A 16,865-nucleotide genomic window follows, 5' to 3' on the forward strand; every position below is an offset into this window, starting at 1 on the left:
AGGCGTCAAACAAAGTGGCTCCAACCACTCGGTAAGAATCCAGATCACTGGATGAACATAGTAAACACCTGTAAAGCTTAATGAAGCCTTAACGGTGCAGATGTTTTTTGACCGAACGCCGCCATACTGTGCCGTAACAGCACAGCATCTCCTGCGTCAGGCTCGGCTCAAGCGGTCTTCCAGACCGCCGGCAAGGCGATGAAGGCGAACAGCAGCATGGCTGCGTAGAAGCCCATCGAGGAGGCCGCCACCAGCGGTTCGATCGCGGCATTGCCGGCAAGCAGGAAATAGAGGCCGATCAGCAGGCCGATGCCGCTGACCGCCGTCAGCCAGAAATGAACTGTGGCGAGCGTCTTCTGCCCGATTGCCGGAAACAAATGGTAGAAGAAGGCGAAGACCGCCGACATCAGCCATCCGGCCACCATCGTGTGGGCGTGGGTCGGCATCTGGCCGTGATCCTGGCTGATCGCCATGTACAGGCCGAGCGCCATGCCGCACAGCGAATAGATGATGGCCAGCGTGAAGAAATTCCGTGCTATCCCTTGCATAATGGTCCCCCGAATTGCCTTTTCCCGCTTGCGGGAATGGGTTGATCGTCAGGCGATTGTTGTCGCCACCGGGCTCCCGGCATTGGCGCACTAATATCGGCAGCGTATCCAGACGATGTCGCGCCAACCCCCTCCCGACGATTCGTACATTAGCAGAAAATCAGATAATGCGTTCACAATCTGCGACCTCGCGCGTTGGCCGTAAGCTGAAACAGAGCCGGATTTTTCGCGACATCGTTCCGAAACAGGCGCCACGCTAAACGCCCGCTCCTCTGACGGCCGGCGCAAATCGGCGCCGCCGCAAACCTGACCGGACACTGCAGGAGCAACCCATGGACTGGTACTCGATCGTCAAATTCCTCCACGTCACTACCGCCATTCTGTGGGTCGGCGGTGGCTTCGTACTGTTCCTGCTGGGCATGCTTGCCGAGCGCGCGGGCAACATCGAGGAAAAGCTGCAGGCAATGCGCGCCAGCGGTCAGCTGGGCGGCAGGTTCTTTGCGCCGATGTCGATGCTGACGCTGATCTTCGGCCTCATCATGTGCTGGTTCTGGGTCGGCTTCTCCGATTTGTGGGTACTCATCGGCCTGGCGGGATACGCCACGACCTTTTCGATCGGCATGTTCATCTTCAAGCCGACCGGGGAGCGCATGGGCGCAATGATCGCCAAGGAGGGCGTCACGCCAGAGGTTCTTGCCATCGGCCAGCGCATGATGAGCGCGGCACGTTTCGACTATGCGGTGATGCTGGTGATCATTGCGGACATGGTGCTCAAACCGACCGTGCATGACATCGGCATCCTTGCCGGCATGGTGCTGGTCGTTATGGTCGGCGCGACACTGGCTTTTGGCGGCAACCGTCGTCTGGTGCCAAGCGCCGCCTGACCCCTAATGACGGGGCGGCTGCGCGGCGTCCTTTCTACATCAGGCCGACAATGCCATCCCACAGCAGCTTCAGCGCCACGACCGCGACGGTTGCGTAGGTAAAGGGATAGAAGGTTTCCGGCCGCATGCGGCGCACCAGCCACGCTCCGGCGATGGTCGACAGCGGCGCCAGCGGCATCAGCACCGCCGATGCCGTCAGATTGGCGGTGTCGAACTGGCCGAGCGCGAAATAGGGCACCAGCTTCAGCGCGTTGGTGGCGGCAAAGAAGATCGCTGCGGTGCCCGACAGAACTTTCGGATCGAGACGGATGGGCAAGGCATAGACCTGGAAGGGCGGACCGCCGACATGGGCAACGAAGCTGGTGAAGCCGGCGACCGTGCCCCAGATGGCGGCGGCCACGCGGTTGGGCGCGGCCGCGTGATCGGCGCCGTGGCGGAACTGCAGATAGAGCCAGCGCAGGACGAAGATGATGGCGACGGCGCCAACGATCAGCCGCACCGCCTCTTCGGTCACCAGTGCCGCCGTCAGCCAGCCAAGGCCGATGCCGATGACGGCGCCCGGCATCATGTCGACCAGCATCTTGCGGTCGTAAACGCCCCACCATGTCCACACCGAGACGATGTCCATCAGGCATAGGATCGGCAGCAGGATGGCCGCCGCCTGCACCGGTGGCATGGTCAGCGCCATCAGCGGCACGCCGACGAAACCGACGGCACCGCCAAAGCCGCCCTTCGACAGGCCGACCAGAATGACCGCCGGAATGGCGGCCGCATAGAACCACGGATCGAGAAGCAGGCCTGACATGGGAGGGGACTGGTCCGGAGGGAAAGCGTGTCGACGCTTGAATAGCCCAGAATGTCGGGCGGAGCGACAGCAAATATGAGCGTGGCGGCCGCACATGCGGGCCGACGCAGGCCTGTGCCTACCGACGCGCCGAGACCAGCAGGAACATCGGCCGCTCGAGCTCTTCCGCCAGTTCGGGTTTGGCCGCAATCTGCTCTGATGTCGGACGGAACTCCTCGACATGCGCGATGGTGAAGCCGGCCTGCAGGAGAGCGTTGAGCGTGGTGCCGATCGTGCGGTGATGTTTCACCACGCCCTTGGCCAGCCAGTCCGTGCTGCGCGGTCCTTCCACCAGATACTGGTCGACAGGCCACGTCTTTCGGCCTTCGCTATCGATCACCCAGCCGGGTTTGGTCGGCGCCATGAAGATCGGATGTTCCGTCGAAAAGACGAAATGCCCGCCAGGCGCCAGGGCCCGATGCACGGTCCCGAACAGACGCGACACATCCTCGACATAGTGCAAGGCGAGCGAACTGTAGACGAGATCGAAGCTGGCTTCCGGCAGGCTGAGCCGATCGAGATCGGCCGTCTCATAGCTTATCCCTGCATCCGGGCCGGCGGCCCTTGCTCGGGCAAGCATCTTCTCCGACAGGTCCAGGCCAAGCACCTGCGCCGCCCCATGCTCGCGTGCCCATCGGCAGAACCAGCCGAAGCCGCAGCCGAGATCGACGACCCTCAAGCCGCCGACATCGGGCAGCATCGCGCGCATCGCCGGCCACTCGGCGGCACCCTCCAGCCCTTCGACCGAACGGCCGAGTTGGCTGTAGCCTGCGAAGAAATCCTCACGGTCGTATATGTTCTGCGCCATGACAGTCTCGGTCTCATTTGGTCGGCACACTAACCAAGCGGCCATCGGTTTTCCACCCGGCTCGATCAGGAGGCATGCAAGACCTTTGCCCTATCCCGAGAAGCAGCCGCGTCGAGCGGTGGCGGCCGCCGCCGGATCGGCTGCGCCTTGATGATGGCGGTGCTTGTCTCCGCCTTGTCGGCGATACGGTCGAGAATCCCGTCGAGATCGCCGATCGAGCGTACGAACAGCCGGGCGACGAAGCAGTCATCGCCCGTCACCTTGTCGCATTCGCCGAATTCGGGGATGTCCTCGATCAGCTTCTGAACGATGTGCAGCTTGCCCGGCAGAGGCCGGATGCGCACGATCGCCTGCAAGGTATAGCCGAGCGCGAGCGGATCGATCTCGACGGTGAACGCCCGGATGACGCCGCGCTCCTCGAGTCGTCGCAGCCGCTCCGAAACGCTTGGCGACGACAGCCCGACCTGGGCGGCCAGCTCCTTCAGCGAGGTCCGCGCATCCTTGACCAGGATTTCAAGGAGATTTCGGTCGAGATCGTCCAGCATCTTTTTCCTTTTCCCGACAGCTTGGAGCTTTCTCCTAATATAATTAGGCCAATAGGCCATACACCCTTTCCAATCTGATGGAAAGCTTCGCGACCGCATGAGATTATGGCGGCTCAACCGATACGGAGGTTTGTTGTGAACGAGACAGTACGCGGCACGGTCGAAATGTCCGCCGCAATGGCCATCCTGGGAACGATCGGATGGTTCGTCGTCCTGTCCGGCCAGCCGATCATGGATGTGGTGTTTTGGCGTTGCGCTTTCGGCGCGCTGACGCTGCTCATCATCTGCGCCGGGCTGGGGTTGCTGCGCAACAGGCTGTCGCTGCGCATCATCGGCATCGCCGCGCTCGGCGGCGTCGCCATCGTCGTCAACTGGCTTTTGCTGTTCAGCGCTTTCTCGCGCGCGTCGATCTCGATCGCCACCGCCGTCTACAACACGCAGCCGTTCATGCTGGTCGGCTTCGGCGCGCTCTTCTTCGCCGAGCGGCTGAGCCTGACCAAGCTGACCTGGCTGACCATCGCCTTCGCCGGCATGGTGCTGATCGTGCAGTCGGCTCCCGATGCCGGCCCCAATGCCGGCATGGCCGGCACGGATTATTTCACCGGCATCGTCATGGCATTGGGCGCGGCCTTCTTCTGGGCCGTCGCCGCCATCGTCACCAAGAAGCTCAAGGGCACGCCACCGCATCTGATTGCGCTGATCCAGGTCTGCGTCGGCGTCGTCATGCTGGCGCCGTTCGCCAATCTATCCCGGCTTCCAGCCGATGCCTGGAGCTGGACGATGCTGGCGACGCTCGGCATCGTCCACACCGGCCTGATGTACATACTGATGTACGGCGCCATCCAGAAGCTGCCGACGCATCTGCAGGGATCGCTGTCGTTCATCTATCCCGTCGTCGCCATCCTGGTCGACGTCGTCGCCTTCGGCCATCGGCTGCATCTGAGCCAGGTCGTCGGCGCCACCGCCATCCTGATCGCCGCCGCCGGCATGAATCTCGGCTGGACGCTGTGGAAGGGCAAACCGCCCGTCGCGAGCCCGCACCCGATCAAGTGAAGCGGCCCGCCGGCTGCCCGGCGGATCAAACATCGCGATCCCGGCTGCCCGCCTGTTCAAGGCGGGCACTTTGCTCTATGCCGCAATCCAACCATCTTCGCCCGGCATAGGCGAAACGCGGGACCCGAAGAACCATGAATGAAGCAACGCCCCCCAATCGCTGTCGCATCGTGCTGATCGCGCCGCCCGGCGTGCCGGCGGCCCGTATTGTCGCGGCATTCGATGGTGGCGATGTCGCTTCGCTGATCCTGCCCGAGAACGGCATGGATGAAGCCTCGTTCCAGGCTTTCGCCGAACGGATCGTGCCGGCAGCGCAAGCCGCCGGCGTTGCTGTCATCATCGCCGGCGACACCCGCATAGCCGGCCGCGTCCAGGCCGACGGCATCCATGTCGAAGTCTCCAAGGCCGAACTCGCCGAGACGATCGAGCATTTCCAGGCAAAGATGATGGTCGGCACCGGAGGCGCCAAGACGCGTGACGACGCGCTCGAGCTTGGCGAGACGCGGCCAGACTACATTTTCTTCGGCCGCTTCGGCTACGACAACAAGCCCGAACCGCACCCGCGCAACCTGTCGCTCGGCGTATGGTGGGCGGACATGATCCAGATCCCTTGCATCGTCATGGCCGGATCCGACATCGCCTCGGTCGAAGCCGTGGGCGCCACCGGCGCTGAATTCGTGGCGCTGTCGATCGCCGTGTTCGCCGACGGCACCGACCCCAGGACAGCGGTCGCCACCGCCAACGCGCTGCTCGACGAGACTGCGCCGCGCTTCGAGGACTGAAATGTCATCGGCGACGCTTCCCCTCCAGGCTCTGCTTGCGGTGCTGATGGTCCAGGCGGCGGCCGCGGAGACCATCCCCTTGCCGCAGCCCAAGCCGGAAATCGGCGTCCACACCGATAAGCCGATCGACAAGCCGTTGCCGCAGCCCGCCACCACGGCCGAGCCTGCGCCGCTGCCGTCGGCCGACGCCGTCAATCCCGACCGCTTCGGCGCAAAACCCGCCGACGCGGCCTATGGCGCCTTCCAGCGCGGCCTCTACAAGACAGCTTACAATCTGGCATTGGTCCGGGCGCAAAACGGCGACCCGGCGGCGCAGACCCTGGTGGCCGAGATCCTGTCGCGAGGTCTCGGTGTACCGGTCAATTCGGCGCAGGCGGCGAAATGGTACGCCTTGGCCGCCGAACAGGGTGTGCCGGAATCGCAGTTCCAGTATGCGCTGATGCTGCTCGACGGCCGCTATGTCAAAAAGGATGGAAAAGAGGCCTACGCCCTGATGCAGGCCGCAGCCGAAGCCGGCAACCGGCTGGCGCAATTCAATTTCGCGCAGATGCTGGTCCAGCAGGACCCCGGCGACGCCGGTATGGCCAAGGCGGTCTCCTACTATGAACGCGCCGCTGCGACCGGCCTCGCGGACGCGCAATATGCAATGTCGCAGATCTACGCCAACGGTGTCGGCGGCAAGCCACGCGACGATGCCCAGGCAAGGCGCCTGCTGACGCAGGCCGCAAGGCAGAACTACGACACCGCGCAAATCGATCTCGCCGCCTGGATGATCGAAGGCCGCGGCGGCGCGCGCGACCTGAAATCCGCCTTCGGCTGGATGAAGCAGGCGGCGGAGGGCGGCAATGTTGCCGCCCAGAACCGCCTGGCCAAGCTCTATATGCAAGGCATCGGCACCGATCCGGACCTGGTCCTTGCCGGTGCCTGGTACATCATTGCCCGCCGCGCCGGCCTCATCGATCCGCAGATGGACGACTTCCTGCAGGGGCTGGACGACGACCAGACCAAGCAGGCGCTGCAGAAGGCCAACCGACTGCCTTGACGGCGGTTCTCACGGTCATTGCAAGTGCAACCCCGGCTCCCTTGCCTGGTCGCAACCTGCCCGCTCCCTTGCCTCTTCTGGCGATTTGTGGTCTTGGGAGCCCGAAATCGCTTTCCCAGCGAACATCCCATACCGACGGCGTGGCCGTAGGCATCATTCCGGATCATCTCATCATGGCCAAGATCAATGGCAACGAAATCCGTCCCGGCTATGTCATCGAGCATGATGGCGGCCTTTGGGTGGCGGTCAGGACCAACACCGTCAAGCCTGGCAAGGGCGGCGCCTACAATCAGGTCGAACTGAAGAACCTCATCAACGGCACCAAGCTCAACGAGCGCTTCCGCTCGGCCGAGACGGTCGAACAGATCCGGCTCGACCTGAAGGATTTTTCCTTCCTCTACGCGCAGGAAGACGCCCTGGTGTTCATGGACACCCAGAGCTACGAGCAGCTCGAATTGAACAAGGACTTCGTCGGCGATCGCGCCGCCTTCCTGCAGGACGGCATGATGGTAACGGTCCAGCTCTACGAAGAGCGACCGATCGGCATTTCGCTGCCCGACTATGTGACGCTGACCATCACCGAGGCCGACCCGGTGGTGAAGGGCCAGACGGCGGCATCGTCCTACAAGCCGGCGATCCTGGAGAACGGCATCCGCGTCCTGGTGCCGCCCTTCATCGGCGCCGGCGAACGCATCATCGTCGACACCAACGAAATCACTTACGTGCGCCGCGCCGACTGACGCATGTCGCCCAAAAGTGGCCCGGTTCCGGGTCACCGACATGCATCGAGGCAGAATTTAAAGCGCAGCACCGGGAAAAAGCACTATGGCACGCTCAGCCCTTCTCAACGTCATGGTCCAGGCCGCAATGAAGGCCGGCCGCTCGCTGTCGCGCGACTTCGGCGAAGTGCAGAACCTGCAAGTCTCGATGAAGGGCCCCGGCGACTATGTCAGCCAGGCCGACCGCAAGGCCGAGGACATCGTTTTCGCCGAACTGTCCAAGGCACGGCCCGGCTATTCCTTCCTGATGGAGGAGCGCGGCGTGGTCGAAGGCGACGACGGCCAGCATCGCTGGATCGTCGACCCGCTCGACGGCACCACCAATTTCCTGCACGGCATTCCGCTCTTTGCCGTTTCGATCGCGCTGGAGCGCCAGGGCCAGATCGTCGCCGGCGTCATCTACAATCCGGCGATGGACGAACTCTACACCTGCGAACGCGGCGGCGGCGCCTTCATGAACGACCGCCGCTTGCGCGTCGCCGGCCGCATCAAGCTGGTCGACACGGTCATCGGCTGCGGCATGCCGCATCTCGGCCGCGGCCACCACGGCAATTTCCTCGTCGAGCTGCGCAACGTCATGGCCGAGGTTTCCGGCGTCCGCCGCCTCGGCTCCGCCTCGCTCGATCTCGCCTATGTCGCTGCCGGCCGCATGGATGGCTTCTGGGAAACCGGCCTGTCTGCCTGGGATATCGCCGCCGGGCTGCTTTTGATCCGCGAGGCGGGCGGCTTCGTCTCCGACATGGATGGCGGCCAGGACATGCTCGACAACGGTTCGGTCGTCGCCGGCAACGAGATCATCCAGCGCGCTTTGCTCAAGGTCGTGAAGAAGCCGCTCTCCTCTCGTTGACAGGCAAGCCGCGCCGACAAACCGCCGCGCTGATGCGCCGCAGTCGCAAAACCGCAACGGAAGCTTGAAATACTGCCCGGCGAGCGCCCAGATTGGAGGGCGCGGCGCAGGAACCCGGCTTAGTGAGAGACAACGAACCCTACCCCGATATCCCGTTCATCGGACGCTGGCACTATTCGCGTGCCGAGATGATCGCTGACGGTATCGTCCACGCGGTCGGCATCGTGCTGGCGATATCGGCCGGTTCCGCGCTGCTGGCGCTGGCGGCGTTTCGTGTCGGACCCGGCGAATACATCGCCGCCGCCTTCTACGTGGTTTCGCTGCTCACCGTGCTCTCGGTGTCGATGACCTACAATCTGTGGCCGGTCTCGTCGCCGGCAAAATGGGTGTTGCGGCGTTTCGACCACGCCGCGATCTATCTGCTGATCGCCGCGACCTATACGCCTTTCCTGGCGCAGCTCGAAGGCTCGCCGCTGGCGCGCTGGATGATCGTGCTGGTCTGGACCGCGGCAGCGCTGGGCATTGCCGTCAAGGTGTTCTTTCCCGGCCGTTTCGACCGGCTGGCGATCGGCTTCTATCTCGCCATTGGCTGGAGCGGCATCATCCTGGTCAAGCCGCTTGTCCAGACGCTACCGACGACATCGATAGCGCTGATCGTTGCCGGCGGCATCGTCTACTCCTGCGGCGTCATCTTCTTCGCCTGGAAGGGGCTGCGCTTCCACAATGCGCTGTGGCACGGTTTCGTCGTCACCGGCGCCAGCCTGCATCTGGCCGCCATGGTCGACTGTCTGGTCATCAATCGCCTCTGACACTATCGACGCGGCAATATTGCCAAGCGCCATTCAATTTGGTCACAATTCCGTTTAGAGTCGCGGTTTACGTGATCGGCGGCGGCATCGGAAACGGGGCACGGATGGCTTTTCTCAGATCCTTCGGCATGGGCAGACGTTCTGATGTCCTGATCTACGACCCGCATAAATTATCGAGCCCGCAGGTCTTTCTGCTGACCATGGTGATCTTCCTGGTCATCGTCGCCTTCATCGCCGCCATCCTCACCCGACAGATCTCAACCGCCTTTGGCAGCAATCCCGGCCTCAATGGCCTGATCGTCGGCGTGCTGGTGGTCGGCATCCTTTTGGCCTTCGCCCAGGTTGGGCGACTGTTTCGCGAAGTGCGCTGGGTCAACTCCTTCCGTGCCGGCTCGGAGACGACCGAACCGGTGCTGCTGGCGCCGATGAAGGCGATGATCGGCCGTTCCTCGGCGATGGCCTTCTCGACCAGTTCGATGCGCACCATGCTCGATTCCATCGCCACGCGCCTCGACGAAAGCCGCGACACCTCGCGCTATCTCGTCGGCCTGCTGGTGTTCCTCGGCCTGCTCGGCACCTTCTGGGGACTGTTGAACACCATCGGCTCGATCCGCGAAACCATCGAATCGCTCGATCCCGGCACCGGTGACGCCGCCGCGGTGCTCGATTCCCTGAAGCAGGGGCTTTCGGCGCCGCTGGCCGGCATGGGCACCGCCTTCTCGTCCTCGCTGTTCGGCCTCTCCGGCTCGCTGGTGCTCGGCTTCCTCGACCTGCAGGCCGGCCGCGCCCAGACGCGCTTCTACACCGAACTGGAAAACTGGCTTTCCTCGGTCACCGACCTGTCGTCGGACATCGTCGTCGCCGACCCGGCCAAAACCGAATCCTCCGACGAGATCCGGGTGCTGTCGGAACGGCTGCGCTCGATGCAGGAGAATGGCGGCGGCTCCAACCCGCGCGTCGCCACCGCCATGGCCAATCTCGCCGACGGCATTTCCGGCCTGGTCAAGAATATGCGCTCGGAACAGCAGATCATGCGCGACTGGGTCGAGGCCCAGTCCGACGAGCAGAAGGCGATGCGCAACACGCTGGAAAAGATCGCCGATGCCCTGAAGAAGCCCGGAGTGCACTGAAGTGGCGCTCGCCAGGGGCCGGCGCACCGATCGCCGCATCGACTACTGGCCGGGCTTCGTCGACGCGCTGTCGACGCTGCTTTTGGCGATCATGTTTCTGCTCACGGTCTTCGTGCTGGCGCAGTTCCTGCTGGGACGCGAAATCTCCGGCAAGGATACGGCGCTCTCGCGCCTCAACTCGCAGATCAACGAACTGACCCAACTGCTGGCGCTGGAGCGCTCGACGGCGCAGGACAAGGATGATTCCCTGGCCAATCTGCAGGCGTCGCTGTCGGCCGCGCAAGCGGAAAAGAGCCGGCTCGAACGATTGCTGGCGCAAGGTGCCGGTGCCGGCGACGCCGCCAATCAGCGTGCAGCGGCGCTCGGCGGCGAACTCGACAGCCAGCGCCAGATCAGCCAGCAGGCGCTGAGCCAGGTCGAGATACTCAACCAGCAGATCGCGGCGCTGCGCAAGCAGATCGGCGCGCTCGAGGATGCGCTCAACGTCTCCGAAATCCGCGACCGCGATTCCAACACCAAGATCGCCGATCTCGGCCGCCGCCTCAACGTCGCGCTGGCGCAGCGCGTGCAGGAGTTGAACCGCTACCGCTCCGACTTCTTCGGCCGTTTGCGCGAAATCCTCGCCGACCGCGAGAACATCCGCATCGTCGGCGACCGCTTCGTCTTCCAGTCGGAAGTGCTGTTCCCAACGGGCTCCGAGGTGATCAACGATGCCGGCAAGGTCGAGATGAAGAAACTCGCCGACGCCATCATCGAGTTGCAGAAGGAAATCCCGCCCGAGATCAACTGGGTGCTGCGCGTCGACGGCCATACCGACAACAAGCCGCTCTCCGGCACCGGCCGCTACCGCGACAATTGGGAACTGTCGACGGCGCGTTCGACCTCGGTGGTGAAATTTCTGATCGAGAACGGCGTGCCGGCCAACCGCCTGGTCGCGGCAGGCTTCGGTGAGTTCCAGCCGCTCGATCCCGCCGACACCGAAGAGGCGCGCAACAAGAACCGCCGTATTGAACTGAAGCTCACCGAACGTTGATCGAAAATCACGCGAACTTGTTCGCCGGTTCAACCCTAGGGCGCAGATGGAGGCGGGCAAGGCCTGAAAAGATTATCTTTTTTTAATTACACATTGTCGCAGGGCGGTCCTAGCCTGCCGCCCGGGCCGAGAACCGCCGGCGATGAATCCCCCCTCATCGCGACGCGACGGAACCGGACGGCCCAAGGCTGGAAGGCAGGCGGACAACCGCCGCCTCCCTCTACAAGAGGAGACGCGTGATGCGCTCTTTCACTCCCAAGACCTCGCTTAGAACTGCAACACTCACGGCGCTCCTCATCGCCGTTCCGCTTGCCGGCGCCTATGCCGCGGGCCATCACAAGGGCGCTCTCGACGCGACCGATCCAACCGATATGACTGGCCCGCGTGTCGAGGCGCTTATCCAACAGGTGCAGGGCGTCCGGCAGGGCATCGTGGACGCAAGACAGGCCAACAACATCACCCCGGCTGTGGCGGAACGCCTGGAAATGCGCACGGCCCACATCAGTCAGGCGGCAGAGAAAGTCGCCGCCTCCGATCACGGCAGGATACCGGCCGCGCAATACCATGATCTGCTGCGCCGTCTCGACAATGTCGACCAGCGGCTGATGATCGACACCGGCAGCGGCTTCATGATCGGCGACGGCGCCGACGGCGGCAATTACCCGAACGGCTGAGGCCATAGCGCCCGAAACGGTCCAAGAGGAAGGAACCGCCTGGCGCCTTCGAGAGCGATCCCGCGGGCGTCCTTTTTACCAGCCGAGCAATACCGCGATCAGGGCGATCACCGCCGGCACGGTCTGGATGAACAGGATCTTGCGCCCGACCGTTGCCGCGCCATAGAGGCCGGCAATGGCCACGCAAGCCAGAAAGAAGACCTTGACCTGGAACCCGGCCGCACCAAGGTATAGCCCCCAGATCAACCCGGCGGCGAGGAACCCGTTATAAAGTCCCTGATTGGCCGCGAGCACTTTCGAGGCACTGGCGAATTCCGGGGTCAGGTTGAAAGCCTTGTGCCCGCGCGGCGTGTCCCACAGCACCATCTCCAGATAGACGATGTAGGCATGGATCAAGGCCACCAGCCCGACCAGGATGTTGCCGATCATTTTTTCCCCCTTGATGTGTTGCCGGCAGCATTTCATGCGCGGCCTCGCCTGCGCAAGGTGCATTTGCCGGACGGCATCCGAGGGTTGCCAACGCTTTTGCGTTGGTGTCTTTTCGCGCCGTCCCAATCACGGAAGTCGCCATGTCCTTTCAGAAACTCGACGACCTCGGTCACAAGCTCGAAGCGCTCGAGCATGCGCTGGCCATCCTCGGTGCCGATGAGGCCACGCACATGGCCGTCGGCGGCGGCGAGAAGCGTGCCGAGGCGATGTCGGCACTGGCCGGCATGTATCACACCAGGGCAACGGCGCCCGAGATAGCAGACTGGATCGCCGCGGCCGAACAGGAAGCGCTGGGGGAGGAGCAGCGCGCCGCCGTCTCGGAACTGCGGCGGCAATACACCAACCTGACCTGCCTGCCGGTCGAATTCGTCGAACGCCAGACGACCGCGCGCATGCGTTGCGAGCAGCTGTGGCGCGGCCTGCGCGCCAAGAACGACTGGGCAGGCTTCCAGCCGGCGCTGGAAGGCGTCGTGGCGCTGGTGCGCGAGGAGGCGGCGCTGCGTGCCGATGTGCTCGGCCTGGCCCCCTATGACGCGCTGATGGAGCAGTACGACCCCGGCAACCGCACCGCCGACATCACGCCTGTGTTCAGCGACCTGAAGGCTTTTCTGAAAAGTTTCGTGCCGGAGGCGCTGGCGATCCAGGACGCACGGCAGCGCAAGCGCCCGCTGAAGCCGCTTTCGGGCACCTATGCGATCGATCGGCAGCGCGAGCTCGGCCTTGCCATGATGACGGCAGTCGGCTTCGACCTGACGCATGGGTCGCTGTCGGTGTCGCACCACCCTTTCTGCGGCGGCGTGCCGAGCGACGTGCGTATCACCACCCGCTACAAGACGTCCGACTTCCTGTCGGCGCTGATGGGCGTGCTGCACGAGACCGGCCATGCGCTCTACGAACAGAACCTGCCCAAGGCATGGTCGCACTGGCCGCTCGGCAAAGCGCGCGGCATGGCCGTGCATGAAAGCCAGAGCCTGTTCGTCGAGAAGCAGCTAGGCCGCAACCCGGCCTTCTGGCGCTGGGCGCTGCCAGTGGTTGAAAAGCATCTCGGCGAAGCCTGGTCGCTCGACGACATCCTGCCGCACGTGCATCGCGTCGGACGCGGCCTGATCCGGGTCGATGCCGACGAGGTGACCTATCCCCTGCATGTCATCCTGCGCTACGAACTGGAACAGGAACTCGTCTCGGGCCGGCTGGAGGTGGCCGATCTGCCCGAAGCCTGGGACGCCAAGATGCGCGACTACCTCGGCCTTTCCACCATCGACAACCCAGCCGACGGGCCAATGCAGGACGTGCATTGGCCCGGGGCAGCTTTCGGCTACTTCCCCTCCTACACGCTGGGCGCGATGATGGCAGCACAGCAATGGGCGGCGCTGACGCGGGAGCATCCTGCCGCCGACGAGGATCTCGCCAAAGGCAATTTCGAGGCGATCAACGACTGGCGCCGCCAAAAAATCTGGTCACAGGGGTCACGCTGGTCGACGCCGGACCTGCTCGAACGCGCCACAGGCGAAAAGCTCAACGCCACCTATTTCGTGAACCATCTGAAACAGCGCTATGGAGCCGCATAGCGGCTGTCGCCACAGCGCCAGATCTGCCTATTCCGCCGCGCCCCTGAAAGCACTGGCGCCGGTTTCGAACTGCAGCTTGGCCAGCCGTGCATAGATGCCGCCCTTGGCGACAAGGCTTTGATGCGTGCCTTCCTCGACGATCGAGCCCCCATCCATGACCAGGATCCTGTCGGCCTTCAGCACCGTTGCCAGGCGGTGGGCGATGACGATCGTGGTGCGGCCCTGCATCAGCCGTTCCAATGCCGTCTGCACCAGCGTTTCGCTTTCGGCGTCGAGTGCCGAGGTGGCCTCGTCGAGCAACAGGATCGGCGCGTCGCGCAAGATGGCACGGGCGATCGCAACCCGCTGGCGCTGACCGCCTGACAGCGTCACGCCGCGCTCGCCGACTTGGCTGTCATAGCCTTTTTCCAGCTTGAGGATGAATTCATCGGCAAGTGCATCCTTCGCCGCCGTCTCGATTTCGGTCTTGCTGGCTCCCGGCCGGCCGAAACCGATATTGTCACGCGCGCTTGCCGCGAAAATGGTGACGTCCTGCGGCACGATGGCGATGCGCTGGCGGACCGAAACGGGATCGGCCTCGCGCACATCGACGCCGTCGATCAGGATCTTGCCTGTTTCGGGATCGTAAAAACGCAGGATCAGCGAAAACACCGTGCTCTTGCCGGCCCCTGACGGCCCGACGATCGCCACCGTCTCGCCCGGCATGACCTGAAAGCTTAAGCCGTGCACGGCGGCGCGGTCGGGCCTTGCCGGGTAGGAGAAGGAGATATTGTCGAAGACGATCGCGCCCTTGGCGACGGCCGGCAGCGGCTTCGGATCGGCGGGAGCCTGGATCGCCGGCTTCTCGGCCAGGATCTCGGTCAGCCGTTCGGCAGCACCCGCCGCTTGCGCAAGCTCGCCCCACACTTCCGACAGCGCGCCCAGCGCGCCGGCGGCGAACACCGAATAGAGCAGGAACTGGCCGAGCGTGCCTGGCGATATCGAGCCTTCGAGCACGTCGCGCGAGCCGAACCACAGCACCGCCACGACGGACGAGAAGATGGTGAAAATGGCGAAGAAGGTTAAGAAGGAGCGCGCGAAGATCGAGGAGCGTGCGGCCTCGAAAGCAGCTTCCACTGCAGCCGAGAAATGCCCGGTGACCAGCTTCTCATTGGTGAAGGCCTGCAGCGTGCGCACCGCGCCGATCTGCTCGCTGGCATAGGCGGTGGCATCGGCCAGCGTATCCTGCGCCTGACGTGATTTGCGCCGCACCGAACGGCCGAAGGCGACCAGCGGCAGCACGATCACGGGTATTGCCGCGATGACCAGGCCGGACAGTTTCGGGCTGGTGATGACCATCATCCCCACCGCGCCAAGGCCGAGGATGACATTGCGCAGCGCCACCGAGGCCGTCGCTCCGACCGCCGACTTGACCTGCGTCGTGTCGGCGGCAAGCCGCGACACGATCTCGCCCGACTGGGCGGTGTCGAAGAAGGCAGGCGACAGCGTCGTCACATGGGCAAACACATCGCGCCTGATATCGGCGACGACGCGCTCGCCCAGCGTGATGACGAAATAGTAGCGGCCGGCCGATGCTGCCGCCAGCAGGGCGGCCATAGCCACCAGCGCTGCGAAATATTCGGCAATGAAGGTCGTGCTGGACGACGAGAAGCCATGATCGATCATGCGACGCACCGCCAGCGGCAGCGCCAGCGTGGTTGCCGCCGCGATAACCAGCGAGATAATGGCGCCGACGACCAGCGTGCGGTAGTGCGTGATGTAGGGGAACAGGCGCTTGAGCGGCTTGAGCGAACGCCGGCGCTCGTCTGCGCTGGTGATTTGCGCCATCCCGATGTTTCCTCCAGCCGTCCTTGGGGTCTGCGCCTCAATATGCGCTTGCCGCGGCCTTGTGATTCAATTCCGGCTGATGTATAGGCTCGCCGACCGTTTTAGAAGCCGTGGCTCCTCAATAGCTGCGGCTTCGAGTTTTAAAAAGGGGCGCATCGACGCAGGCTTATGCCCGTCGGCAGCGCCGGCAAGCCAGGAACCGAACCATGAAGACCGACATCCATCCCGATTACCACACCATCAAGGTCGTCATGACCGACGGCACCGAATACACGACCCGTTCGACCTGGGGCAAGGAAGGCGATACGATGAACCTCGATATCGACCCGACCACCCACCCGGCCTGGACCGGCGGCCAGCAGACCCTGCTCGACCGCGGCGGCCGCCTGTCGAAGTTCAAGAAGCGTTTCGAAGGTTTCGGCATCTAATTGCATGTCGCCCAAAAGTGCCAAGCGGTTTTGGGATAACGACTTGCGTCAAGTAAGAACTTAAGCCAAACGAGCTTTCACAGATCGAAAACCCGCCCTTGTGGCGGGTCTTTTGTTGCGGCGCGGTCCTACTCGGCCAGCAATTCCCTTAACGCCATGCGCTTGTAGGCGGCGACCAGCCTGTCGCCCTCCTGCCGCTCAACCGAGATCGCCAGCCGCATGGCGGCCTCGCCCATCTGCCAGACCAGAAACGCCGTGGTTTCCAGTGTCGCCGGATCGGCTGCCGGCCGCAGCCGTTTCAGCACCGCGCTGAGGAATTCGGCGTTGGCACGGCTGTCGGCGAGTTCGAGCTGGCGCAGCGCCTTGTCAGCCTGCGTGCCCGACCAGATGTCGCGGATCACCGGCTCGGCCAGGAACAGCCGGTAATAGATGTCGACCAACTCTGAAAACGCGGACTGCAGGCGTTCGGCGTCGCTGATACCAGCCAGTGCTGCCGAAATGCAGGATTGGCTTTCGGCGGTGTAGCGCTCGGCCAGCGCCCAGATGATCGCCCGCTTGTCCGGAAAGAACTGGTAGAGCGACCCGATCGACACCCCAGCGCGCTCCGCCACCTCACCCATGCGCATGGCATCGCTGCCTTGCTCGGCGATCAGCGCCGAGGCAGCCGCCAGCATGCGCTCGACCCGCTCGCGGCTGCGCTGCTGGCTCGGCGCCCGACGCGGTGAAGCAGCCTGCTTCTGTGCGGAAACGGGGGTTGCCGCGTCTTCCATACCTG

The 16,865-nt window shown here is 63.8% G+C and carries 19 protein-coding genes; 12 read left to right on the top strand and 7 right to left on the bottom strand.

The window, feature by feature from the left end; genetic code table 11:
- Nucleotides 1–167 precede the first annotated feature (167 nt).
- Nucleotides 168–548: a hypothetical protein gene (locus EN949_RS04770; RefSeq protein WP_013529135.1), complete on the bottom strand. Its 381-nt coding sequence runs from the start codon at nucleotides 546–548 to the stop codon at nucleotides 168–170.
- 332 nt (nucleotides 549–880) lie between these two features.
- On the opposite strand from EN949_RS04770, the gene EN949_RS04775 reads away from it, so the two are divergent.
- Entirely contained in the window at nucleotides 881–1,432 is a 552-nt protein-coding gene (locus tag EN949_RS04775) for a DUF2269 family protein (RefSeq protein ID WP_063173250.1), read from the top strand.
- Between the two features lie 34 nt (nucleotides 1,433–1,466).
- Here EN949_RS04775 and EN949_RS04780 read toward each other — a convergent pair whose 3' ends face one another.
- From EN949_RS04780 to EN949_RS04790, 3 genes are all read right to left on the bottom strand, one after another.
- Nucleotides 1,467–2,237 carry a sulfite exporter TauE/SafE family protein gene (locus EN949_RS04780; RefSeq protein ID WP_064995914.1) on the bottom strand — a complete coding sequence of 257 codons (771 nt, stop codon included), beginning with the start codon at nucleotides 2,235–2,237 and terminating at the stop codon, nucleotides 1,467–1,469.
- A 118-nt stretch (nucleotides 2,238–2,355) separates the two neighbouring features.
- Complete coding sequence (locus tag EN949_RS04785) at nucleotides 2,356–3,084, bottom strand: class I SAM-dependent methyltransferase (protein WP_024502917.1); 729 nt, start codon at nucleotides 3,082–3,084, stop codon at nucleotides 2,356–2,358.
- Nucleotides 3,085–3,149: 65 nt separating this feature from the next.
- The gene (locus EN949_RS04790; RefSeq protein ID WP_013529131.1) at nucleotides 3,150–3,629 is read right to left on the bottom strand and encodes an Lrp/AsnC family transcriptional regulator; all 480 of its coding nucleotides are present in this window, start codon (nucleotides 3,627–3,629) and stop codon (nucleotides 3,150–3,152) included.
- 135 nt (nucleotides 3,630–3,764) lie between these two features.
- Between EN949_RS04790 and EN949_RS04795 the strand changes: the two genes are divergently transcribed.
- From EN949_RS04795 to EN949_RS04835, 9 genes are all read left to right on the top strand, one after another.
- A complete protein-coding gene (locus EN949_RS04795; protein ID WP_027162529.1) occupies nucleotides 3,765–4,682 on the top strand; it encodes a DMT family transporter in 918 nt (305 codons plus the stop codon).
- Nucleotides 4,683–4,816: 134 nt separating this feature from the next.
- Complete coding sequence (locus EN949_RS04800) at nucleotides 4,817–5,464, top strand: thiamine phosphate synthase (RefSeq protein ID WP_127366756.1); 648 nt, start codon at nucleotides 4,817–4,819, stop codon at nucleotides 5,462–5,464.
- Between the two features lies 1 nt (nucleotide 5,465).
- A complete protein-coding gene (locus tag EN949_RS04805; protein ID WP_127366757.1) occupies nucleotides 5,466–6,506 on the top strand; it encodes a tetratricopeptide repeat protein in 1,041 nt (346 codons plus the stop codon).
- A 173-nt stretch (nucleotides 6,507–6,679) separates the two neighbouring features.
- Complete coding sequence (gene efp / locus EN949_RS04810) at nucleotides 6,680–7,246, top strand: elongation factor P (RefSeq protein ID WP_013529127.1); 567 nt, start codon at nucleotides 6,680–6,682, stop codon at nucleotides 7,244–7,246.
- An 85-nt stretch (nucleotides 7,247–7,331) separates the two neighbouring features.
- Nucleotides 7,332–8,132 carry an inositol monophosphatase family protein gene (locus tag EN949_RS04815; protein ID WP_013529126.1) on the top strand — a complete coding sequence of 267 codons (801 nt, stop codon included), beginning with the start codon at nucleotides 7,332–7,334 and terminating at the stop codon, nucleotides 8,130–8,132.
- Between the two features lie 122 nt (nucleotides 8,133–8,254).
- Complete coding sequence (locus EN949_RS04820) at nucleotides 8,255–8,941, top strand: hemolysin III family protein (RefSeq protein WP_063170358.1); 687 nt, start codon at nucleotides 8,255–8,257, stop codon at nucleotides 8,939–8,941.
- Nucleotides 8,942–9,045: 104 nt separating this feature from the next.
- A complete protein-coding gene (locus EN949_RS04825) occupies nucleotides 9,046–10,071 on the top strand; it encodes a MotA/TolQ/ExbB proton channel family protein (RefSeq protein WP_013529124.1) in 1,026 nt (341 codons plus the stop codon).
- Nucleotide 10,072: 1 nt separating this feature from the next.
- Nucleotides 10,073–11,104 (top strand): peptidoglycan -binding protein, encoded by a 1,032-nt coding sequence (locus EN949_RS04830; RefSeq protein ID WP_013529123.1) that lies wholly within the window; start codon nucleotides 10,073–10,075, stop codon nucleotides 11,102–11,104.
- A gap of 239 nt (nucleotides 11,105–11,343) precedes the next feature.
- Nucleotides 11,344–11,778 carry a hypothetical protein gene (locus tag EN949_RS04835; RefSeq protein WP_027162534.1) on the top strand — a complete coding sequence of 145 codons (435 nt, stop codon included), beginning with the start codon at nucleotides 11,344–11,346 and terminating at the stop codon, nucleotides 11,776–11,778.
- A gap of 75 nt (nucleotides 11,779–11,853) precedes the next feature.
- On the opposite strand, the gene EN949_RS04840 is transcribed toward EN949_RS04835, so the two are convergent.
- Nucleotides 11,854–12,207 carry a DUF1304 domain-containing protein gene (locus EN949_RS04840; protein WP_063169204.1) on the bottom strand — a complete coding sequence of 118 codons (354 nt, stop codon included), beginning with the start codon at nucleotides 12,205–12,207 and terminating at the stop codon, nucleotides 11,854–11,856.
- A gap of 140 nt (nucleotides 12,208–12,347) precedes the next feature.
- Here EN949_RS04840 and EN949_RS04845 point away from each other — a divergent pair, with 140 nt between their 5' ends.
- Complete coding sequence (locus tag EN949_RS04845) at nucleotides 12,348–13,835, top strand: carboxypeptidase M32 (protein WP_013529120.1); 1,488 nt, start codon at nucleotides 12,348–12,350, stop codon at nucleotides 13,833–13,835.
- Nucleotides 13,836–13,862: 27 nt separating this feature from the next.
- Here EN949_RS04845 and EN949_RS04850 read toward each other — a convergent pair whose 3' ends face one another.
- Nucleotides 13,863–15,662 carry an ABC transporter transmembrane domain-containing protein gene (locus tag EN949_RS04850; RefSeq protein ID WP_127371646.1) on the bottom strand — a complete coding sequence of 600 codons (1,800 nt, stop codon included), beginning with the start codon at nucleotides 15,660–15,662 and terminating at the stop codon, nucleotides 13,863–13,865.
- 206 nt (nucleotides 15,663–15,868) lie between these two features.
- Between EN949_RS04850 and rpmE the strand changes: the two genes are divergently transcribed.
- Nucleotides 15,869–16,090 carry a 50S ribosomal protein L31 gene (gene rpmE / locus EN949_RS04855; protein ID WP_013529118.1) on the top strand — a complete coding sequence of 74 codons (222 nt, stop codon included), beginning with the start codon at nucleotides 15,869–15,871 and terminating at the stop codon, nucleotides 16,088–16,090.
- Nucleotides 16,091–16,218: 128 nt separating this feature from the next.
- On the opposite strand, the gene EN949_RS04860 is transcribed toward rpmE, so the two are convergent.
- On the bottom strand, nucleotides 16,219–16,860 hold the full coding sequence (locus EN949_RS04860; RefSeq protein ID WP_013529117.1) for a TetR/AcrR family transcriptional regulator: 642 nt from the start codon (nucleotides 16,858–16,860) through the stop codon (nucleotides 16,219–16,221).
- Between the last annotated feature and the right edge of the window lie 5 nt (nucleotides 16,861–16,865).

It is taken from the genome of Mesorhizobium sp. M7A.F.Ca.US.007.01.2.1 (genome assembly GCF_003998165.1).
In the GTDB taxonomy this organism is placed as follows: domain Bacteria; phylum Pseudomonadota; class Alphaproteobacteria; order Rhizobiales; family Rhizobiaceae; genus Mesorhizobium; species Mesorhizobium ciceri.